Source organism: Roseateles noduli (genome assembly GCF_050626985.1).
Taxonomy (GTDB): domain Bacteria; phylum Pseudomonadota; class Gammaproteobacteria; order Burkholderiales; family Burkholderiaceae_C; genus Roseateles; species Roseateles noduli_A.
The window spans coordinates 4,849,905-4,870,733 of record NZ_CP192463.1; the positions used below are offsets into that span (position 1 = coordinate 4,849,905).

A 20,829-nucleotide genomic window follows, 5' to 3' on the forward strand; every position below is an offset into this window, starting at 1 on the left:
TGGTTTTGAAAGGGCTTCCCCCATGGGAAACAAGCTATACGTGGGCAACCTCGCTTACAGCGTGCGAGACGAGTCGCTCCAGGAGGCATTCGCGCCATTCGGCACCGTCATTTCCGCCAAGGTCATGATGGATCGTGAGACCGGACGTTCCAAGGGCTTCGGCTTCGTGGAAATGTCGACGGACGATGAAGCGCAGGCTGCCATCAACGGCATGAACGGTCAGGCCCTCGACGGCCGCGCGATCGTGGTCAACGTGGCTCGTCCGCGTGAAGACCGTCCGGGCGGCGGTGGCGGCTTCGGCGGCGGCGGTGGCCGCAGCGGTGGCGGCGGCTTCGGCGGCGGCGGTGGTCGCAGCGGTGGCGGCGGCTACGGCGGCGGCGGTGGCGGCGGCTACGGTGGTGGCGGCGGCGGTGGTCGCAGTGGCGGCGGCGGCGGTTACGGCGGTGGCCGTAGCGGCGGCGGCGGTTACGGCGGCGGCGGCGGTGGCGGCTACGGTGGTGGCGGCGGCGGCAGCTACGGCGGCGGTCGCGGCGGCTACTGAGCCACGCACGGCAGGCGGGTTCATCCCGCCTTGCAATGAGAAAGGCGCTCCTCGGAGCGCCTTTTCTTTTGGTGATCAGCTTTTGATCACCCTCCCAGCAGACCAGCAGATGCCCAGCAATGCCAGGTCTTGTCTTGCCCCCTCTCCCGCTTGCGGGAGAGGGTGGGGGTGAGGGCCAGCAGCCGTGGAGTGAAGCGGGGTCAGGTCTCGCCCTGCCGATGCTTGCGCGGACGCCCCGCCAGCAGGCGGTCGAACACCGCGCCCGGCAGCAGTCGCATGACACGGGCGACGACGCCCATCTGCCACGGTATGAATCGAACCCTGGCGCCCGCCGCGATGGCCGAATAAGCCTTGCGCGCGAAGTCCTCGGGCTGCATCAGGAAGGGCATGCCATACCGGTTCTCGCGCGTCAGCGGAGTATCGACATACCCCGGCGCGATCGTCACGACCTTGACGCCATCGGGCCGACATTCTCCGCGCAGGCTCTCGCAATAACTGAACACCGCGGCCTTGCTGGAACAGTAAGCGCCATGTCCTGGCAGTCCCCGGATGCCCGCGACGCTGGCGATGCCCACCAGCGTGCCGCTGCGGCGCGTCCGCATCGGGCCGACGAAGGGATGGAAGGTCGCGGCCAGGCCGATGTTGTTGGTGGCGTAGAGGCGCTGCATCACCGCGAGGTCCTCGTAGATCGCCGTGTCCATGCCGATGCTGATGCCGGCGTTGGCGATGACGACGTCGGGCAGGCCCTGCTCGGCGATGCAACGGCGACCGGTGGCCGCGATGGCCTCGACGTCGCTGACGTCGGCGCGGTACACGCGCCAGCGCGACGGCTCCAGCCGCTGCTGCTCGGCCCAGGCAGCCAGTTCCTCGACGCGGCGCGCCACCAGCGCCAGGTGCCAGCCCTCGCGGTAGTACTGCAGCGCGAGCGCCTGACCGATGCCGCTGGAGGCACCGGTGATGTAGACAAGTCGAGTCATGGCTTGCTGCTGAAGGTCGCGGTGCCGGAAGCAGCCGTGGCAGGTCTGGCAGCCGGCTTGGCAACAGCGCTGGTCGCGGAAGTGCCGGCAGCCTTCGCGGCGGCCTTAGCGGGCTGCAGGGACGGGCGCGCGCCGGGCTGCGCGGCGAAGGTCGCGCGACCGCCGCCGCTGAAAGTCAGGCGACCGGTCAACTGGTCGTAGACGAAGCTCTTCACCTGCATCTCGCCGCCCATGCCGACCACCCGCGCCGGCAGGTGGGAGCGGATCTGCTGCTGCGGCACGAAGGCGTGTAGGAACTCGCCATAGAGCTCCAGATCCGGCGGCTTCGTCGTATCGCCGTTGGGATAACGCTTGACCTTCACGTCGCCGAGCAGCTGCACCTCGCTGCCATCGCCGTTGGACACGCCGCGCTGCGCGTCGGCGACCAGCAGCTCGTCCAGCTTGCCGTAGGCGCGCAGCTGCGGCGTATCGATCTCCAGCGTGTCGTTGTCCGGGTAATGGCGCATCTCGGTGCCGGTGATCCGGCCGGTGAGCCGGCCGTCGCTACTGAAGCGCTGCACCTCGAAGCCGTTCATCCGGTAGTCCGGCTCATGCTTGGGCGCGGCCTTCTCACGCGGCGCCTCGAGCTGCGGCGTGTTCTTGATGAGCCACCAGGTGAAGCCCGCCAGCATCGCCATCAGCAGCAGCGGCACGTAGTTGGCCAGCATCGACTGCAGGCGCCACAGCAGCGGCTGGGCGCGACGGCGCGGGGCGGTCGGCGGCGGAACGAGTGCCGCCATCAGTGCCCGCTCCCGTCCAGCGTCTCGAGGTGGCCGTGCAGCAGCTTCGCGTACTGGCCGGCCGCCATCAGCAGCAGGTCGCAGAACTCGCGCGCGGCGCCGTGGCCACCGGCGGTGGCGGTGACGTGATGCGCCACCGCCTTCACCTCGGCATGGGCCTGCGCCGGCGCGCACGCGAAGCCGGCGCGCACCATCAGCGGCAGGTCGGGCCAGTCATCGCCGATCGCGGCGACTTCGTCCCAGTGCAGCCCGAGCTGATCGAGCAGCGGCTGCGCCGCGGCCAGCTTGTTCTTCGCGCCGTAGACCGCGTGCGGCAGGCCGAGGTCGGCCACCCGACGCCGCACCGCCGGCGAGTCCCGGCCGGTGATGACGATGGGCACGATGCCGCCCTGCGCCAGCAGCTTCATGCCGTGGCCGTCGAGCGTGGCGAAGGCCTTGATCGTCTCGCCCGCTTCGCTCAGGTAGATGCGGCCGTCGGTCAGCACGCCGTCGACATCGAAGATCGCAGCCTTGAGGCCCAGCGCCGGTCCCTGCGCCTTCAGCAGCAGTTCGGGCGGGAAGGACAGCGCGGGCTTGAGTTCACGCACCACGGCCGGCATCGCCGCCGCCGGGTTGCCCGGGGTGTAGGAAGGCGTGCCGCTCATCAGATCACCTTCGCGCGCATCAGGTCGTTGATGCTGATCGCGCCGACGAGGCGCTGCTCGTCGTCGACCGCCAGGACCAGCGTGATGCGCGCCTGCTCCATCAGGTCGGCCGCGACGACGGCGAGCGCGTCGGCGGCGACCGTGCGCGGATTGGGATGCATCACCTGCCCGGCGGTGAGTCCGCGCAGGTCGGTGCCGCGTTCGATCAGTCGGCGCAGGTCACCGTCGGTGAAGATGCCGCCGACGTGGCCGTCGGCATCGGCCAGCACGGCGCAGCCCAGGCCCTTGTCGGACATCACCCGCATCATGTCGAGCAGCGGCATCTCCGCGCTCACGCGGGGCAGCGAATCGCCGCTGCGCATCAGGTCGCGCACGTGCGTCAGCAGGCGGCGGCCGAGCGAGCCGCCCGGGTGCGAGCGGGCGAAGTCCTCGGCGCGGAAGCCGCGGGCGTCGAGCAGCGCCACGGCCAGCGCGTCGCCGAGGGCGATCTGCGCGGTGGTGCTCGCCGTCGGCGCGAGGTTGAGGGGACAGGCCTCCTGCTCGACGCGCGAGTCCAGCACGAAGTCCGAATGCTTGGCCAGCGACGACGACAGTCCGCCCGTCATGCCGATCAGCGTGACGCCCAGGCGCTTGAGCACCGGGATGATCGCGTTGAGCTCATCGCTCTCACCGGAGTTGGACAGCGCCAGCACGATGTCGCCGGGGGTGACCATGCCGAGGTCGCCGTGGCTGGCTTCGCCCGGATGGACGAAGAAGGCCGGCGTGCCCGTGGACGCCAGCGTGGCGGCGATCTTGCGGCCCACATGGCCGCTCTTGCCCATGCCCATCACGACGACACGACCGGCGCTGTCGAGGATCGTCCGGACCACCTGCTCGAACGACTCGCCGAGGCGCGGACCGAGCGCGAGCAGCGCGTCGGCCTCGACTTTCAAGGCCGCGCGGGCCACGTCGAGCGCGCGGGAATGGGTGAGGGCGGCATGGGTCGTCATAAGGGCGAAAGTGTAGCCGCCGGGGTCGATTCAGTCCGGCGCCGGACCCAGCCGCATCGCCACGCCGAAGCCCCCGTCCACGGGGGGCAGGCGCAGGTCGCCGCCGTGGGCGCGCGACACCAGGTCGGCCATCATCAGACCCAGGCCCATGCGGCCTTCGTACTGCTGGCGCTCCAGCGCGTCGTTGAGGTCCACGCGCTGCCAGTCGGCCACGCCCTCGCCGTCGTCGGTGAGCTGCAGCAGCAGGCCGCCGTCGGACTGGCGGTGCAGTCGCAGTTGCACTCTGGACGCGCCGTGGCGCCAGGCGTTGTCGAGCAGGTTGATCAGCGCGGCGGCGAGCAGGTCGGGGTCGGCGTCGATGCCGGCCTCGTCCTCCGGCAGATCCAGTTCGAGGCCGTCCGGCAGCGGCAGCATCGCCAGCAGCTCGATCAGGTCCAGGCGCTGCCAGCGCAGACTCATGCCGGTGCGGAACAGCGTCAACAGCGCGGTCACGACGCGACGCAGCCGGTCGGCGGCCTCGCGCGTGCGCTGCAGCCGGGCGCGCGATTCGGGTGGGGCCTCGCGCAGCGCCATCGCGAGCTGCGCGTCCATGCCCGCGAGCGGCGTGCGCAGCGCATGGGCCGCATGCGCGCTGAAGGCGCGTTCGTTGGCCACGCGTTGCGCCAGACGCTGCCCGAGGTCGAGCACCGCCGCACGGATCCCGGCCAGTTCCTGGCGGTGCTGCTCGGGCAGCAGCTGGCGCGTGTCGAGCGGGTCATAGTCGGCGAGCGCGCGGGACAGCTCGGCCAGCGGCGCCAGCTCGGCGCGCGCGCGCCGGTTCATCCACATCATGCAGAGGCCGCCGACCAGCAGGGCCGAGAAGGCGCTCGCGAGCCCGACGCGGCTGCGCACTTCCTTCCGCTCGGCGCTGGTCTGCGCGACCATCAGCCAGCCCGACCCGGCGACCGTCGGCAGCGGACGCACATGGACGCGCCAGTCGTCGCCATCGGTGCCGTCGTCCTTCCAGTCGCTGAAGCCGGGCGGCAGCTTCCAGGCGTTCACCGGCGCCAGCGGCGAACGATGCAGCAGCGCGCCGTCCGACCCCACGAGTTGCCAGGCGAAGTGGGTGCTGAGGTCGTCGCTGTCGGCGATCTCGGCCGGCATCGCGCTGCCCTGGCGCAGCAGCTGTCCCAGCACCTGCGAGGACGCCTGCAGCGTCTCGTCGAGCAGCTCGTCCACCTCCTCCTGCACGACCAGCCAGACGCTGACGCCCGCCAGCAGCGCCCAGAAGGCGGAGATCATCAGGAGCTGCCGCGCCAGACGGCCGGCGATCGACGGGCGGCGCGGTCCCGCGGGCGTGTTCGTCGCCACGTTCACGGCCACTTTCACGCGGCCTCCGGCCCGAGCCGGTAGCCCAGGCCGCGGACGGTCTCGATCAGTTCCCGGCCGAGCTTGCGGCGCAGGCTCGACACATGGACCTCCAGCGCGTTGCTCAGGACTTCGGCATCGTCGCCGAGCACCTGCAACTCGAGATCGCGCTTCGGATACAGCCGGCCGGCGCGCTGCGCCAGCGCCTCCAGCACCGCCCATTCCCGGGCGGTCAATTCGACCGCATGGCCGTCGCGCGTCGCGCGCTTCGCCGCCAGGTCCAGCACCACATCGCCATGACGCCGCTGCGAGCTGCTCGCGCCCACATGGCGGCGGCTGACCGCGCGCAGGCGGGCGGCGAGCTCTTCCGGCGCGAAGGGTTTGACCAGGTAGTCGTCGGCGCCGCCGTCCAGGCCTTGCAGGCGGTCGGCGAGCAGGTCCCGCGCGGTCAGCATCAGCGCCGGGGTCGACACGCCGCGCTGGCGCAGTCCGCGCAGCCAGTCCAGGCCCGAGCCGTCCGGGAGCTGCCAGTCGACCAGCAGCGCCTCGAATTCCTCGTGCTGGCGGGGCAGCACCTCGGACAGTCGACGGGCCCAGGTCACCGTGTGACCCTCGGCGCGCAGGAAGTCGCGCAGGGCCTCGCCCAGGAGTTCGTCGTCTTCGAGCAGCAGCAGTCGCATGGCGTTGGGGGCGGCCTTCAGGCCTGATCGGCGAGCGGGAAAGATAGCAGCCGCCGGGGCGGCGCGCGAGCAGCGCCGCCGATGTGCGAAACGGCGGGGGTCTTCAGCCGGCCTTCAGCTTGGCTTCAGGGCGACTTCAGTGCCGGCGCGCCCACTGCGTCCCGTGAAGCCGCATCCCCTGTCCTCCCTCCAGCTCGGCGCCGGCTCGACCTCGGCGCCGGTCCTGTCGCCCGTCGGGGCGATGTCCCTGCCGGCGCTGCGGCGCGGATGGCTCGTCGCGCTGGCCGGCCTGGCGGCGCTGCTGCTGTGGGACCTCGCCGGATGGGACCTCGCGGTCGTGCGGCTGTTCGCGGACGCGCATGGCTTCGCGCTGCGCAACCACTGGATGACGTCGGGGCTGCTGCATCAAGGCGGACGCTGGGTGGCCACCGGCCTGGCCGTGATGCTGGTGATCAACGCGGTCCGGCCGCTGTGGCCCGGACTGACGCGTCGTGAACGCTGGGGCGCGGTGGTACTGACGGCCGTCAGCCTGATCGTCATTCCATTGATGAAGCAGGGCAGCACGACCAGCTGTCCCTGGGACCTGGCCGAGTTCGGCGGCGTGGCGCACTACGTGTCGCACTGGCACTTCGGCGTGCGCGACGGCGGCCCGGGTCACTGCTTCCCCTCGGGACATGCGAGTTCCGCCTTTGCCTTCTTCAGCCTGTTCTTCATGCTGCGTCGCGCCTATCCGCGACAGGCGCGGTTCGCGTTGGGCGCGGTGCTGACGATGGGCGTGCTCTACGGCTTCGCGCAGATGGCGCGCGGCGCGCATTACCCGAGCCACACGATGTGGACCGCGTGGATCTGCTGGACGCTCGCGGTCCTCGCGGTGCCCTGGCTGCGAGTCCGCGACGCCGACGCGGGTACATGACGGATTCATGGCCCTGACGATCGCGGCCTTCCAGAATCGGCGCTCCTGCAACGACTCTGGAGAGATGCGATGGGCAAGAAGCTGCTGCTGCTGGCCGGCGATTACGTCGAGGACTACGAGCTGATGGTGCCCTTCCAGGCGCTGCAGGCGGTGGGTCACCAGGTCCACGCGATCTGCCCCGGCAAGAAGGCCGGAGACTTCGTGCTGACGGCGATCCATGACTTCGAGGGCGCGCAGACCTACTCGGAGAAGCCGGGTCACCGCTTCACGTTGAACGCGAGCTTCGACGACATCAAGCCGGAGGATTACGACGCGTTGGTGATCCCGGGCGGCCGGGCGCCGGAGTACCTGCGCACGATGCCGGGCGTGCTGCCGCTGGTGCAGCACTTCGCCAAGACCGACAAGCCCATCGCCGCGATCTGCCACGGCGCTCAGTTGCTGGCCGCGGCCGGCATCATCCGCGGCAAGAAGGTCTCGGCCTATCCGGCCTGCGCCGCGGAGGTCGAGCTGGCTGGCGCCAGCTACGCCGACATTCCGGTCGACCAGGCCGTCACCGACGGCAAGCTCGTCACCGCGCCGGCGTGGCCCGCGCATCCCGCCTGGATTGCGCAGTTCCTGCAAGTGCTCGGCACGAAGATCACGCACTAGGAAAAGAAAAACGGGCGCCAGAGGCGCCCGTTCGTCCCGTAACCGCGAGAAACCGCGGTCGGTGGCTCAGGGGTACAGCCCGCGCTCTTCGCGCGCTTCCAGCACCCGCGTGCAGGCCACCGTGAAGGCGGCCGTGCGCAGCGGGATCTTGTGCTGTTCCGCGGTATCCCAGATGCCCTTGAACGCGCCGACGAGGATCTTGTCCAGGCGGACGTTGATCTCGTCCTCGGTCCAGAAGAACGACGAGAAGTCCTGCACCCACTCGAAGTAGGAGACCGTCACGCCGCCCGCGTTGGCGATCACGTCGGGGACGACGATGATCCCGCGGTCCGCCAGCACGGCGTCGCCGTCCGGGGTCGTCGGGCCGTTCGCGCCTTCGATCACCACGCGGGTCTGCACGCGCTTGGCGCGTTCACCGGTGATCTGGCCTTCCAGGGCGGCCGGGATCAGGATGTCCGACTTCACGTCCCAGAAGTTCTCGTTGTCGATGCGGTCGGCGCCCTTGAAGCCGCCCACGCCGCCCGTGCGGGCCACGTGGTCCAGCAGGTCGGTCATGTCCAGGCCGTTCTCGTTCAGGATGGTGCCGGTGTGGTCCTGCACGGCGACGATGATGGCGCCGTTGGCGGCGAACATCTTCGCGGCCACGGACCCCACGTTGCCGAAGCCCTGCACGGCGACGCGCGCGCCTTCCAGGTTCACGTTCAGGCGGCGCATCGCTTCGCGGCCGACGACGAACACGCCGCGGCCGGTGGCGGCCACGCGGCCGAGCGAGCCGCCCAGCGCGATCGGCTTGCCGGTGACGACGCCGGTGGCGGTGGCGCCGACGTTCATCGAGTACGTGTCCATCATCCAGGCCATGATCTGGCCGTTGGTGTTCACGTCAGGCGCGGGGATGTCCTGCGTCGGGCCGATGATCATGCCGATCTCGCTGGTGTAGCGGCGGGTGACCTTCTCCAGCTCCTTCAGCGACAGCGTCTTGGGGTCCAGGCGGATGCCGCCCTTCGCGCCGCCGTAGGGCAGGTTGACCGCGGCGTTCTTGACCGTCATCCAGGCCGACAGCGCCATCACTTCTTCCAGCGTGACGTCCGGGTGGTAGCGCACGCCGCCCTTGCCGGGACCGCGGGTCAGGCTGTGCTGGACACGGTAGCCCTCGAAGTGGGCGATGGTGCCGTTGTCGAGTTCGATGGGGATGTCCACGATCAGCGCGCGCTTGGGGCGGCGCAGCGTTTCCACCCAGCGGGCCAGCTTGCCCAGGTAGGGCTCGACGGCGTCGATCTGGGACAGGTAGGTGCCCCAGGGACTGTTGCGCGTGGGGGAAACGAAAGACAGGTTGGGCATGAAATGCTCCGTAACTTTTCGGTGGCGCGAACGGTACCCCGAAGCCCTGCCCGTCCGCCACGTGCGGCAAAGCCGAGTGCACATGCGGGCATGCGCCCCATGCATAAGGGGGCTAGTTTGCGCCTCGGACATGACCAAAGCCAAGCCCCTTCGGGCGAGACCGCGGCGTGATCGTCTCCGGCCCGCGCCATGAAAAACAGGCCCCGCAGGGCCTGTTCAGCGCGCGCCGTCAGCCGGCGCGAGATCGACGGGCGGTGATCAGCCCTTGATCGCGGCGCGGAACTCCGCGTCGTCGAGCAGCTTGCCGATCAGCGACTTGTAGAGCGCGCCGTACTGGTTGATCGCCATCGGGATGGCGGTCGCGCCGACGAAGCTCGACTCCCAGCTCGACTCGGCGGCCAGTTCCTTGTCGAAGACCTTCTGGCCGTTGCGCTTGACGACGAAACGCGCGGCCAGGCGGCCCGTGCCGGTGCCGATGGCGGCATCGACGCGGCTGTCGGTCAGTTCGCCGTCGATGACGACCGGGCTGTTCGGATCGAGCAGGCCGGCGCCCTTCAGTTCGGCGGCGAGTTCATCGCGCAACTGGCCCGAGAACGTGCCGGCGGACGGCTGCATCGACGAGCCGCGCAGGCCGCCGAGTTCGGTGTCCATGCCGGCCGGCTTGCCGGCGGCGAGCTTGAAGGTGCCCACCTGCGACGGCGCGGCCTTGGCGGCGCGCAGCTTCTCGACGTTGGCGGCACTGGACGACGGCGCAGGCATCTTGGCGGTCACGCAGGCGGTCAGCGCGGCGGTGGCGGCCAGCACGACGGTCAGGCGAGCGGCGCGGATCAGGAACGAGGTCATGGGAAGTGCTTTCTCGAAACTTGAAAGGGAAAAGGAACCTGGACGAAAGGGGGGAGCTGGACAGGCGGGCGGACCGCGGCGATCAGCCGCGATCGACCACGATCCAGCGCGATCAGCGGAACGCCGGATCGCGCGTCACGTCGTTCAGCACATTGCTGACGACCTGGCGACTGATGCGGGTCATGGCGGCGTCGATGCTGTCCGCCTTGGTCGCGCCCTCGGGCGACGACTTGGCGCCGACGGTGGCCCACAGGATGCCGCGGGCCTTCTTGACGACGGGCTCGGCGGCGCCGGGCGCGCGGTAGGTCGCGGTGCAGAGGTAGCCGTCGCCGACCTGCGAGCCGACCAGGCCGAAGGTCAGCCCGGTGACGAAGCCCTTGCTGAACGCGTCGTCGGAGGTGGGCACGTTGTCCAGCACGATGCTGAGCGACGCGCCGCCGTCCACCGGTGTCTCGGACACGCTGCTGAAGACGCCGCTGGTACGGACCTGGTCCGTGATGCGACCCTTCAGCAGGGCGGTGGCCTGCTGGTTCTGCACGCCCTTGGTCTGGAACTCGAAGAACAGCTGGACCGGTTTCGGTTCGGCGGGTCTGGCGAACTGGCTGGCCGGCACTTCCGCCGGCCGGTTGTCGACATAAACGCTCATGCAGCCGGTCAGGCCGATGGCGAGCGCGAAAGCGCCCAGCGCGCGCGCCAGGCTGGCGCCGCGGACAATGGCAGTCATGCGTGGATCTCCCTCGTGAAACGCGTCCGATGTGTGTATGGAATGCGACGGACGTCGAGTCGCAAACTATATCGAGCCTCAGTCTTGTCGCAACCGGGACCGCCCAGGGTGGGGGCCCAGTACCATCGCCGCCATGCTCACCGCGCTGGACCTGACACTCATCTACCTGATCGCCGCCGTGCTGGGCGTGGTGGTCTGCCGTTCGCTGAAGCTGCCGCCCATCCTGGGCTATCTGGTCGTGGGCGTGGTGATCGGGCCGAACGCGCTGGCGCTCGCCAGCGACGTGCCCGGCGTGCAGCATCTGGCCGAGTTCGGCGTGGTGTTCCTGATGTTCGTGATCGGCCTGGAGTTCAACCTCCCGAAGCTGCACAGCATGCGGTCGATGGTGTTCGGGCTCGGGCTGCTGCAGGTGGTCGTGACCATCGGCGGGACGATGGCGGGCAACCTCTTCCTGCGCTGGCTGTTCGGCGTGATGGGCTGGGCCTGGGACCTGGGGTGGCAGGGATCGCTGGCGCTCGGGGCGGCGATGGCGATGAGCTCGACGGCCATCGTCGTGAAGCTGATGTCGGAACGGCTCGAGCTGGAAAGCGAACACGGCCGGCGCGTGATCGGCGTGCTGCTGTTCCAGGATCTGGCCGTCGTGCCGCTGCTGGTGCTGATCCCGGCGCTGGGCGGCAGCGGCGCCGAGATGATCGAGTCGCTCGGCTGGGCCGCGCTGAAGGCGGTCGTGCTGCTGGTGCTGCTGCTGACCGGCGGCCAGCACCTGATGCGCCGCTGGCTGACGCTGGTGGCGCGGCGCAAGAGCCAGGAGCTCTTCATGCTGAACCTGCTGCTGGTCACGCTGGGCCTGGCCTGGCTGACCGAGCATGCGGGGCTGTCGCTGGCGCTGGGCGCGTTCGTCGCCGGCATGCTGATCGCGGAGACCGAATACAAGCATCAGGTGGAACTGGACATCCGGCCCTTCCACGACGTGCTGCTGGGGCTCTTCTTCATCACCATCGGCATGCGCCTGGACTGGCAGACGCTGGTCTACCAGTGGCCGCTGGTAATCATCCTGACGCTGGTGCCGACGCTGGCGAAGTTCGTGCTCGTGGCGGGACTGGCCAAGCTGTTCCGCGCGCCGACCGGCGTCGCGCTGCGCACCGGCCTGTACCTGGCGCAGGCGGGGGAATTCGGCTTCGTGCTGCTGACGCTGGGCGCCCAGCAGAACCTGATCGCCGCGCAGTGGGTCAGCCCGGTGCTGGCGGCAATGGTGCTGTCGATGCTGCTGACGCCGATCATCATCGAACACAGCAACCGCATCGTCATGAAGCTGTCCGCGAGCGACTGGCTGCTGCAGTCGGTGCAGCTGACGACCATCGCCAAGAAGTCGATCAAGACCGATGCGCACGTGATCATCTGCGGCTACGGCCGCAGCGGGCAGAACCTGGCGACGCTGCTGGAGGCGGAGCACATCCCCTACATGGCGCTGGACCTGGATCCGGACCGCGTGCGGCAGGCAGCTGCGGCGGGCAAGAGCGTCGTGTTCGGCGATGCGGCGCGGCTGCCCAGCCTGATCGCCGCCGGCCTGACACGCGCGAGCGCGGTGGTCATCTCGTACCACGACACGGCGTCGGCGTTGAAGGTGCTGCATGAGGTCCGCGGCCATGCGCCGCATGTGCCGGTGGTCGTGCGCACGATCGACGACACCGACCTCGAGAAACTGCGCGCCGCCGGCGCGACCGAGGTGGTGCCGGAAGCGATCGAAGGCTCGCTGATGCTGGCGAGCCATGCGCTTGCGCTGGTCGGCGTGCCGATGCGCCGGGTGCTGCGCATCGCGCGGGATGCGCGGGATCGCCGCTACGGGCTGCTCCGCGGCTACTTCCACGGCGCCGATGACGATACTTCCGAAGAACGCGACCAGGCCCGGCTCCAGTCCATCAGCCTGCCGATGGCCAGCATCCTCGAAGGACGCACGCTCGGGGAGATCGGCTTGCTCGCCTGGGGCGTCAGCGTGGTGTCCGTGCGCAGGCCCAGCGGAGCGGTGAAAGACGCGAGCGACGACCTGGTGCTCCAGGGCGGAGACACGCTCGTCGTGTCGGGGACGCCGGAAGCCCTCGCGCGCGCTGAACACGGATTGCTGGTGGGCTGAAGACCGCCCGCCTGCAACGGCTGGCGCGTTGGCCGCGAGGGCATGGGGCCCCCGCGGCAAGCGCGGAAACCCCATGCCCTCCCGTCCCCAACCACTGCCGTCCTTCGACGGTTTTGCTACCGGGGACTTCGGAGGAGGGCCAACTGCCGCTCGCCGAGTGACTCGGACATCACCGCCGGCATCAGCAGGCGCGAGCCCTCACGGCTCAGGTGGCCCTGGTCCCGGTAGAGCGGCACGCCGTCGCGCTCGACCTGGCACGTCCTGCCGTCGCACAGCAGCGGCTCGAAGCGCAGTACCGGCAGGCGCGCGTCCGACTTCGCCAGGTCGGCGATGAAGCGGTGCTCGGCATCGCGCCGGCGTTCGTCGTCGCGCTCGTCAATCACGCAACCCGGCGTCGCGCCGATCGTCCAGCGACGCGCCTGGCGTCGTTCAAGACACCCTGCGATGTCGAACGGCGCCGACGGCGGCGGCGCCACCACCATCACCCGCTTGCCCATCGCCCGCAGCCGCTTCACCGTCGCCGTCATGTCGTCGAGCAGCGCAGCGCGCATGGCCGCTTCGCCTCGCAGGCGCTCGCCGCCGCGCGTGCGTTGGAGCTCGTACTTCGACTCGTCCAGGTATTGCGTCAGCAGGCTCGACAGGACGACCGTGTCGATCTCCGTATGCCGCTCCAGCCAGCGCAGCACCGACGCGTTGAAGGTCTGGCACTGCTCGATCCACGGCGACGCGAAGCTGTTGCCCCGGCCAAGTTCCGGCCGCACCGGCGTCAGGCCGGGGAAGGGCCCGCAGGAGGACTTCGTCGCCTGCACCAGACCCTGGTCGCTGGCCACGCGGACAAGTCCTGGCACCAGGTGCATCGCGTAGGAGTCGCCCCAGACCATCCAGCGCGCGCCGGGGCGCGTGCGGCAGTCCTCGCGGCCGTCGAAGGGCTCCTCGGCATCGCAGTTGGCGGACAGGCCGTAGTTGGCCTTGCGCAGTTCGACGAAATCGATCACGCCCGGCGCCGGCTTGTGCAGTGCCAACGCGATGCCGCCGAACGCGAGCAACGCCGTCCCCGTTCCCAGGATCCATGCGCCACGCCGGCCCGTGAGCAACGCCTTGGCGGGCCGCTCGACAGCGCGATGTAGCGCCCACGCCAAGGGGAAGGCAAGCAGCACCGCGCCCAGTCGCCACGCCATCAGCGCCTGCGGATCGGCCTTCAGTCCGACCCAGGCGTTGTGGAGGATCGCGATCAGCGGCCAGTGAACCAGGTACAGCGCATAGGACCAGTCGCCGATGCGGATCAGCGGCGCGGCCAAGCGCGGCAGGCGAGCGGGCTCGCGCAGGAGCAGTACCAAGGTCGCGAGTCCGACGACCAGCGCCGCCGGTCCTGGGTGCGCGGCGCCGAACCACTGCGGCGCGGTCGGAACGGCGATGAGCAGCGCCCAGGCTGGCCATGCGAGCCATCGCAACGCCGCCTGCATCGTCTGCATCGCCTTCGCGGTCTTCATCGGCTGCGGCGCCGTGCCCGATCCCCTGGTGCTCATCAATGCGCCGATCGATCCGAGGCCCAGTTCCCACGCGCGGGTCGGCAGCAGGTAGAACGCGCCGCTGGCGTCGATCGGTTGCCACCAGATCAGCAGGCCGAGGCTGGCCGCCGTGACGAGGATCGCCATGCCGGCCCGAAGTCGCGCCGGACTGAAGACCAGCAATGCGGGCAGCACGAGGTAGTACTGCTCCTCGAGCGCGAGCGACCAGAAGTGGAGCAGCGGCTTGAGGTCGGACGCGCCCTGGAAGTAGCCTGTCTGCCGCCACAGCACGACGTTGTTCGCAAAGCCGAGCGCACCGAGCAACTGGCCGACGAAGTCGATCTGTTCGGTTCGGTTGAGGGCCCATGGTGCCGCGAGCAGGGTCACGCCGAGCACGACGTACGCGGCCGGCAGCAGGCGCCGCGCGCGGCGCCCGTAGAACGCGCGGAAGGAGAAGTCGCCGCGCTGCAGCGCGCGCTGGATCAGCCCGGTGATCAGGTAGCCGGAGATGACGAAGAAGATGTCGACGCCGAGGTAGCCGCCCGACGCGCCGGGGATCTGCGCGTGATACAGCAGCACCCACAGCACGGCGATCGCACGCAGTGCCTGGATGTCGTCGCGCAGCGGCACTTCGCCGGCCGCATGCGGGCCGTGAGGGCGATGGAAAGGTGTCTGAAAAGGGCTGGTCACCAAGGCATCAGATGAATCAACGGAAAGCGCGCGATTGTGGCTCCTGAAGCTCGACTCCCCGCGGTCGCCGCGGCTCTGCTTTGGGATGCACCGCTAGGCGCAAACCGGAGCCATAGCCCGGCTATGGCGAGGATTTGCAACGACGCGGGGCGCCCAAAGCAGAGTTGCGGCGGCCGCGGGGAGATGCCGCCTGCGTGACAGTGCGGCTTCCGTCGTTGCGCCACACTGCCGCTCATGTTGGACACCCAGCCCCGCAGCCCGCAACGTCGCCGCCTCTACCTGATGCGCCACGGCGCGGTGACCTACTTCGATGGCTCGACCGGTCGCCCGGTGCTGCCCGAGCAGGTGCAGCTCAACGACGACGGCATCGTCCAGGCCCAAGCCGCGGGCGAGGCCTTCCGCGCGGCCGGCGTGCGCTTCGACCGCGTGATCGTGTCGGGCCTGCCGCGCACCGTCCAGACCGCGGACCTGGTGCTGCGCCATGCCGGGCTGCCGGACCTGAAACCGCAGGTCTGGCCCGAGTGGCAGGAGATCCGCGGCGGCCGCCTGGGCGAGATCCGCAACGAAGATCTCGCCGAGTCCTTCAACGGACTGCAGCGCAGCCCGGTCGCGGAGTCGCAGCGCTTCCTCAACGGCGAGAGCGTCGGCGAGCTGCTCGACCGCGTGCTGGGCGGCGTCGCGCGCCTGCAGGCCGATCCCGACTGGGACTGCGCGCTGCTGGTGTTGCACGGCGTGGTCAATGCGGCCATCCTGTCGCACGCGGTGACCGGCGGCCAGCGGGTGATGCTGGGCAGCTGGGTCCAGTCGCCGGCCTGCATCAACGTGCTGGACGTCGCGCCGCCGACCGGGGACACGCCCGGCAGCTGGCTGCTGCGCGTCTGCAATTTCGCCCCGTCGCATCCGCTGCATGCGGATGAGCGGGCCACCACGATGGAAGCGCTGTACGCGCAGTACCTCCGCTATCGCAGCCAACGCGGCTGAAGGACCTCCCCATGAACTTCGACTACAGCCCCAAGGTTGACCAGCTGCGCGAGCGTCTGCTCGCCTTCTTCGACGAGCACATCTATCCCAACGAGAAGCGCTATCACGAGGAGATCGACGCCAACCGCCGCGGCGGCAACGCATGGATCCCGACGAAGGTGATCGAGGAGCTCAAGCCCAAGGCCCGCGCCGCCGGCTTGTGGAACCTGTTCCTGCCGCGCTCGCCGCGCGCGCCGGAAGGCCTGTCCAACCTCGAGTACGCGCCGCTGTGCGAGATCATGGGCCGCGTGTACTGGGCCCCGGAGGTCTTCAACTGCTCGGCGCCGGACACCGGCAACATGGAGACCATCGAGCGCTACGGCAGCGAGGCCCACAAGGACCGATGGCTGGAGCCGCTGCTGCGCGGCGAGATCCGTTCCGCCTTCCTGATGACGGAGCCGGACGTGGCCTCGTCGGATGCGACCAACATCGAATGCCGCATCGATCGCGACGGCGACGAGTACGTCATCAACGGCACGAAGTGGTGGTCCTCCGGCGCCGGCGATCCGCGCTGCGCGCTGTACATCGTGATGGGCAAGACCAACCCCGACGCGGGACGCCACGAGCAGCAGTCGATGGTGCTGGTGCCGGCGAACACGCCGGGTCTCACGGTCAAGCGCCACCTGAGCGTCTTCGGCTACGACGACGCCCCGCACGGCCACATGGAGATCGAGCTGAAGAACGTGCGCGTGCCGGTGGACCACATCCTGCTGGGCGAGGGGCGCGGCTTCGAGATCGCGCAGGGCCGCCTCGGCCCGGGCCGCATCCACCACTGCATGCGCTCGATCGGCGCGGCGGAGCGGGCGCTGGAACTGATGTGCAAGCGGGCGATCTCGCGGGTGGCCTTCGGCAAGACGATCGCGCAGCAGACGGTGACGCAGGAGCGCATCGCCGAGGCCCGCTGCAGCATCGAGCAGGCCCGGCTGCTGACGCTGAAGGCGGCCTACATGATGGACACCGTCGGCAACAAGGTCGCCAAGGCGGAGATCGCGATGATCAAGATCGTCGCGCCGAGCATGGCGCTGAAGGTCATCGACTGGGCGATGCAGGTCCATGGCGGCATGGGCGTCAGCGACGACACGCCGCTGGCCTACATGTGGGCGGGCCAGCGCACGCTGCGCTTCGCCGACGGTCCGGACGAGGTCCACCGCAACTCCCTGGCGAAGCTGGAGCTCGCCCGCCACATGACCCTGCCGGGCGCCGGCGACATGCCGATCACCCGCGGCGGCTGAGCTTTTCGTACACCGTCACGCCCAAAGCGTGGCACCACACCAACGGGGGGGCGTCGCAGGAACCTGCTTCTCCCCCCGGAGAGCGGTTTCCATCGCGGAGCCCGGTGGCTAGGATCAGCCACCCTTTTTTCCGGACGCCCTCCCGCGCCGCTCCCGCGATGAACCGATTCGCCGAAGTCCGCACCTGGCCGCTGCTGGCGTTCGCGCTGCTGGTCGGCCTGCAGGCCATCGTGCTGACGGTCAGCCTGGGCGGCTACGCGGTGGACGGCTGGCTGGCGTGGGTCGGCATGGCCTCGCTGGTCCTGACGGTGCTGCTGGCGGTGGCGGTCGTGTCGACGCTGGCGCGCACGCAGGCCCGGGCGAAGCTGGCCCAGCGCACGATGGAAGAGGCCATCGACGCCCTCCCGGCCAGCGTGGAGATCTTCGACGCCGAGGATCGCCTGATCGCCTACAACCGCCGCCTGGTCGAGATCTATCCGCACATGCTGCGGCACTTCCAGCACAAGTGCACCTTCGAGGACCTGGTGCGCGAATCGCTGGCGCGCGGCGGCATCCCCGAGGCCCGGGGGCGCGAGCCGGAATGGCTGGAGGAGCGCAAGCAGGCGCGCGGCCAGCAGACCTCACCGCTGCTGCAGCGCGTGCATGACGACATGTGGCTGCGCATCTACGAGTCGCGCACCCCGTCGGGCGGCATCGTCGGCGTGCGCATGGACGTGACGGACCTGATCCATGAGCAGCAGCGGCTGGCCGCCAGCCGGGCGCAGTTGCGCGCGACGATCGAATCGGCGGCCAACGGGATCCTGACGCTCGATTCGGGCGGGCATGTGCTGGAGGCCAACCCGAGCTGCGAGCTGCTGTTCGGCTTCACCGCGGCGGAGTTGCAGGGGGTGCACCTCGGGATGCTGCTGGGCGCGGCCACCGCGACGGTGCCGGAGCCGGGGGCGACGCCGGACGCGGCGCTCGACCCGCGGGCACTGCTGGGCCAGCCGCGCGAATTCACGGCGCGGCATCGCAGCGGCGAGGCGCTGCACCTGCAGCTGACACTGGCCGAAGTCCGCACCGACACCATCCACCTGTACGTCTGCATCGTCACCGACCTCACCGAACGCAAGCGCCAGGAAGAGCGCTTGCGCCGCGCGAATGAACTGCTCGCGCGGCAGTCGACGACGGACGGCCTGACGGGCGTAGGCAACCGGCGGCTCTTCGACCAGCTGCTGCAGACGGAATGGCACCGCGCGACCCGCGCGAACCGGCCGCTGGCGCTGCTGATGGTCGACATCGACCACTTCAAGCAATACAACGACTGCTACGGTCACGTATCCGGCGACGACTGCCTCCGCCGCGTCGCGACACTGCTGCGCAGTTGCGCGGGCCGGGGCGGCGAGTCGGTCTGCCGCTACGGCGGCGAGGAATTCGCGGTGCTGCTGGTCGACACCGACTTGGCCGGCGCGCAGGTGGTGGCGCAACGCTGCCTGGACAGCGTGCGACTGGCCGCGATCGAGCATGTGGGCTCGCCGGTGAGACGTTCGGTGAGCTTGTCGATCGGGGTGGCGTCCTTCATTCCCCAGAACGGCGACGCGGCACAACGTCTGATCCAGACGGCGGACGCAGCGTTGTATGAGGCCAAGCAGGCCGGCAGGGCGCGCCTGATCTGCCAGCAGCAGACGGCCTGAACCGCCGGCGCGACGGCAGCGCGACAATCGCGCTCATGCCGCAAGTCGACCCCCTCCAGGACCCGATCGTTTTCCTGAAGCAGCAGATCCGCACCGTGCCGGACTGGCCGTCACCGGGCGTGCAGTTCCGCGACATCACGCCGCTGCTGTCCAACCCTCGCGCGTTCCGGGTGTTGATCGACCAGTTCGTGCATCGCTACTTCGACGCCCGGCCCAACGCGATCGCCGGCCTGGATGCGCGCGGATTCATCATCGGCTCGGTGCTGGCGTATGAGCTGAACGTCGGCTTCGTGCCGATCCGCAAGAAGGGCAAGCTGCCGTTCACGACGGTGCAGGAAACCTACGAGCTGGAGTACGGCAGCGCCACGGTGGAAATACACACCGATGCGGTGAAGGCCGGCGATCGCGTGCTGCTCATCGACGACCTGATCGCGACCGGCGGCACGATGATGGCCGGCAAGCGCTTGCTGGAGCGCCTCGGCGCGGAGGTGATCGAAGGCGCGGCGATCGTGGATCTGCCCGAGTTGGGCGGCTCGAAACGGCTGCGCGACGGGGGATTGAAGGTGTTCTCGCTGGTCGAGTTCGACGGGCATTGAGCCCGATCATTTCCCGATGCAGAACCTGCTGAAGATCTCCCCCAGCAGGTCGTCGGCGGTGAACGCGCCGGTGATCTCGCCGAGAGCGTCATGCGCGAGGCGCAGTTCCTCCGCCATCAGATCCAGCGCCGGGGGCTGCGCCTCCGCCTGAAGCAGCGCCAGCTCGATGTGCTCGCGCGTCCGGCGCAGTGCCTGCACGTGGCGCTCGCGCGCGATGAAGAGCCCCTCCGGCACCGCGTGCCAGCCGACCTGCTCCAGCAGCTTGCGCCGCAGCCCGTCCAGGCCCTCGCCGGTCTTCGCCGACAGCGTCAGCGCATCCGCCGGCAAGGACGCGGGCGCGTGCGCATCGGCCTTGTTGTAGATCTGCAGGATCCGCGCCGGGTCGACGCTGGAGAGGCGTCCGCGGATCTCGGCGTCCTCGGACTCGTAGTCCGCATGGCCGACGCGGGTCAGGTCGTGCAGGAACAGCACCACGTCCGCATCCGCGATCGCATCCCAGCTGCGCGCCACACCGATGCGCTCCACCTCGTCCTCGGTATCGCGCAGGCCCGCCGTGTCGCTGATGTGCAGCGGCACGCCTTCGATCTGGATCGTCTGACTCAGCTTGTCGCGCGTGGTGCCGGGAATCGGCGTCACGATCGCCAGCTCGGCCCCGGCCAGCGCATTCAGCAGCGAGCTCTTGCCGACGTTCGGCTGCCCCGCCAGCACGACCTTGATGCCCTCGCGCAAGATCGCGCCCTGGCGGCTTCGGTCCAGCAGGGCCTCCACCCGCGTCAGCAATCGCCGCAGCTTGCCCAGCGCATCGGCCTGCTCGAGGAAATCGATCTCCTCCTCGGGGAAGTCCAGCGTCGCCTCGACCAGCATGCGCAGCTGGATCAGCCCATCGCGCAAACCGCCGACCTCGCCGCTCAACGCGCCGGCAAGCGCGCGTCCGGCGCTGCGGGCCGCCGCTTCGGTGCTCGCATCGATCAGGTCGGCCACCGCCTCGGCCTGCGCCAGGTCCAGCTTGCCGTTCAGGAACGCGCGCCGCGTGAATTCGCCGGGCTCGGCCAGGCGCATCCGCAGCGCGGGGTCGGCCTCCAGGCATCGCGCGAGCAGCAGCTGCAGGACCACCGGTCCGCCGTGGGCCTGCAGCTCCAGCACGTGTTCGCCGGTGTACGAGTGCGGCGCGGGGAACAGCAGCGCCAGGCCGTGATCGATGGCCTCGCCCTGCGCGCTGCGGAAGGGCAGATAGGTCGCCTCGCGCGGCTTCAGCGCGCGGCCGCAGATCGCCGTCACCAGCGGGGTCAGGTCTTGCGGCGCGGACACCCGCACGATGCCGACCGCTCCTCGTCCTGGCGCGGTGGCGATGGCGGCGATGGGATCCTGGTGGCGCGACAGCATGGACACGATTGTCTCGCAGCGCCCATGAAAAACGGCGATGCGCCGTGAGACGCATCGCCGTTGTCGTGAATGGCGCGGGGTAGGCCTCGTCGCCGTCTCTCGTGAGCCGACGCCTGGCGCCTCCGGTTCTCCACCACCTCAAGCCGGGTGGAGAAGCGACCCCCGCATGGATC

The 20,829-nt window shown here is 69.7% G+C and carries 19 protein-coding genes; 8 read left to right on the forward strand and 11 right to left on the reverse strand.

From position 1 onward, the window contains the following. Window positions 1–22 precede the first annotated feature (22 nt). Entirely contained in the window at window positions 23–541 is a 519-nt protein-coding gene (locus ACQ4L4_RS20995; RefSeq protein WP_067280428.1) for an RNA recognition motif domain-containing protein, read from the forward strand. A gap of 200 nt (window positions 542–741) precedes the next feature. On the opposite strand, the gene ACQ4L4_RS21000 is transcribed toward ACQ4L4_RS20995, so the two are convergent. From ACQ4L4_RS21000 to ACQ4L4_RS21025, 6 genes are read right to left on the reverse strand one after another with little or no spacing between them, the layout of a single operon-like run. Then, window positions 742–1,518, reverse strand: coding sequence for an SDR family oxidoreductase (locus ACQ4L4_RS21000; protein ID WP_377159069.1), 777 nt, complete (start codon window positions 1,516–1,518; stop codon window positions 742–744). Beyond that, window positions 1,515–2,297: an LPS export ABC transporter periplasmic protein LptC gene (gene lptC / locus ACQ4L4_RS21005; RefSeq protein ID WP_431100807.1), complete on the reverse strand. Its 783-nt coding sequence runs from the start codon at window positions 2,295–2,297 to the stop codon at window positions 1,515–1,517. The genes ACQ4L4_RS21000 and lptC overlap by 4 nt, the downstream gene beginning before the upstream one ends. Beyond that, window positions 2,297–2,896: a KdsC family phosphatase gene (locus ACQ4L4_RS21010; protein WP_377161682.1), complete on the reverse strand. Its 600-nt coding sequence runs from the start codon at window positions 2,894–2,896 to the stop codon at window positions 2,297–2,299. The genes lptC and ACQ4L4_RS21010 overlap by 1 nt, the downstream gene beginning before the upstream one ends. A gap of 44 nt (window positions 2,897–2,940) precedes the next feature. Next, window positions 2,941–3,930: a KpsF/GutQ family sugar-phosphate isomerase gene (locus ACQ4L4_RS21015; protein ID WP_431100809.1), complete on the reverse strand. Its 990-nt coding sequence runs from the start codon at window positions 3,928–3,930 to the stop codon at window positions 2,941–2,943. A gap of 30 nt (window positions 3,931–3,960) precedes the next feature. Continuing rightward, window positions 3,961–5,298, reverse strand: coding sequence for a sensor histidine kinase (locus ACQ4L4_RS21020; RefSeq protein ID WP_431100810.1), 1,338 nt, complete (start codon window positions 5,296–5,298; stop codon window positions 3,961–3,963). Next, window positions 5,295–5,957 (reverse strand): response regulator transcription factor, encoded by a 663-nt coding sequence (locus ACQ4L4_RS21025; RefSeq protein WP_377159064.1) that lies wholly within the window; start codon window positions 5,955–5,957, stop codon window positions 5,295–5,297. Before ACQ4L4_RS21025 ends, ACQ4L4_RS21020 begins: the two co-directional genes overlap by 4 nt. A 163-nt stretch (window positions 5,958–6,120) precedes the next feature. Between ACQ4L4_RS21025 and ACQ4L4_RS21030 the strand changes: the two genes are divergently transcribed. Then, complete coding sequence (locus ACQ4L4_RS21030; RefSeq protein WP_431100811.1) at window positions 6,121–6,870, forward strand: phosphatase PAP2 family protein; 750 nt, start codon at window positions 6,121–6,123, stop codon at window positions 6,868–6,870. Window positions 6,871–6,939: 69 nt separating this feature from the next. Then, the gene (locus tag ACQ4L4_RS21035; protein WP_377159061.1) at window positions 6,940–7,518 is read left to right on the forward strand and encodes a DJ-1/PfpI family protein; all 579 of its coding nucleotides are present in this window, start codon (window positions 6,940–6,942) and stop codon (window positions 7,516–7,518) included. Window positions 7,519–7,584: 66 nt separating this feature from the next. On the opposite strand, the gene ACQ4L4_RS21040 is transcribed toward ACQ4L4_RS21035, so the two are convergent. The 3 genes from ACQ4L4_RS21040 to ACQ4L4_RS21050 form a co-directional block, all read right to left on the reverse strand. Continuing rightward, window positions 7,585–8,856 carry a Glu/Leu/Phe/Val family dehydrogenase gene (locus tag ACQ4L4_RS21040; protein ID WP_377159060.1) on the reverse strand — a complete coding sequence of 424 codons (1,272 nt, stop codon included), beginning with the start codon at window positions 8,854–8,856 and terminating at the stop codon, window positions 7,585–7,587. Between the two features lie 258 nt (window positions 8,857–9,114). Beyond that, window positions 9,115–9,699, reverse strand: a complete 585-nt coding sequence (locus tag ACQ4L4_RS21045) for a hypothetical protein (protein WP_431100812.1) — start codon at window positions 9,697–9,699, stop codon at window positions 9,115–9,117. 112 nt (window positions 9,700–9,811) lie between these two features. Then, window positions 9,812–10,423, reverse strand: a complete 612-nt coding sequence (locus ACQ4L4_RS21050; RefSeq protein WP_377159057.1) for a hypothetical protein — start codon at window positions 10,421–10,423, stop codon at window positions 9,812–9,814. A gap of 133 nt (window positions 10,424–10,556) precedes the next feature. Between ACQ4L4_RS21050 and ACQ4L4_RS21055 the strand changes: the two genes are divergently transcribed. Further along, window positions 10,557–12,554 (forward strand): cation:proton antiporter, encoded by a 1,998-nt coding sequence (locus ACQ4L4_RS21055; RefSeq protein WP_431100813.1) that lies wholly within the window; start codon window positions 10,557–10,559, stop codon window positions 12,552–12,554. A gap of 116 nt (window positions 12,555–12,670) precedes the next feature. Here ACQ4L4_RS21055 and ACQ4L4_RS21060 read toward each other — a convergent pair whose 3' ends face one another. Then, window positions 12,671–14,752 carry an acyltransferase family protein gene (locus ACQ4L4_RS21060; RefSeq protein ID WP_431100814.1) on the reverse strand — a complete coding sequence of 694 codons (2,082 nt, stop codon included), beginning with the start codon at window positions 14,750–14,752 and terminating at the stop codon, window positions 12,671–12,673. A 234-nt stretch (window positions 14,753–14,986) separates the two neighbouring features. Here ACQ4L4_RS21060 and ACQ4L4_RS21065 point away from each other — a divergent pair, with 234 nt between their 5' ends. From ACQ4L4_RS21065 to ACQ4L4_RS21080, 4 genes are all read left to right on the forward strand, one after another. Then, complete coding sequence (locus tag ACQ4L4_RS21065) at window positions 14,987–15,733, forward strand: histidine phosphatase family protein (RefSeq protein WP_431100815.1); 747 nt, start codon at window positions 14,987–14,989, stop codon at window positions 15,731–15,733. A gap of 11 nt (window positions 15,734–15,744) precedes the next feature. After that, window positions 15,745–17,004 carry an acyl-CoA dehydrogenase family protein gene (locus tag ACQ4L4_RS21070; RefSeq protein ID WP_431100816.1) on the forward strand — a complete coding sequence of 420 codons (1,260 nt, stop codon included), beginning with the start codon at window positions 15,745–15,747 and terminating at the stop codon, window positions 17,002–17,004. Between the two features lie 158 nt (window positions 17,005–17,162). After that, the gene (locus tag ACQ4L4_RS21075) at window positions 17,163–18,677 is read left to right on the forward strand and encodes a sensor domain-containing diguanylate cyclase (RefSeq protein ID WP_431100817.1); all 1,515 of its coding nucleotides are present in this window, start codon (window positions 17,163–17,165) and stop codon (window positions 18,675–18,677) included. Between the two features lie 35 nt (window positions 18,678–18,712). Further along, window positions 18,713–19,273 (forward strand): adenine phosphoribosyltransferase, encoded by a 561-nt coding sequence (locus tag ACQ4L4_RS21080; RefSeq protein WP_431100818.1) that lies wholly within the window; start codon window positions 18,713–18,715, stop codon window positions 19,271–19,273. Window positions 19,274–19,279: 6 nt separating this feature from the next. Here ACQ4L4_RS21080 and mnmE read toward each other — a convergent pair whose 3' ends face one another. Further along, the gene (gene mnmE / locus ACQ4L4_RS21085; RefSeq protein ID WP_431100819.1) at window positions 19,280–20,656 is read right to left on the reverse strand and encodes a tRNA uridine-5-carboxymethylaminomethyl(34) synthesis GTPase MnmE; all 1,377 of its coding nucleotides are present in this window, start codon (window positions 20,654–20,656) and stop codon (window positions 19,280–19,282) included. Between the last annotated feature and the right edge of the window lie 173 nt (window positions 20,657–20,829).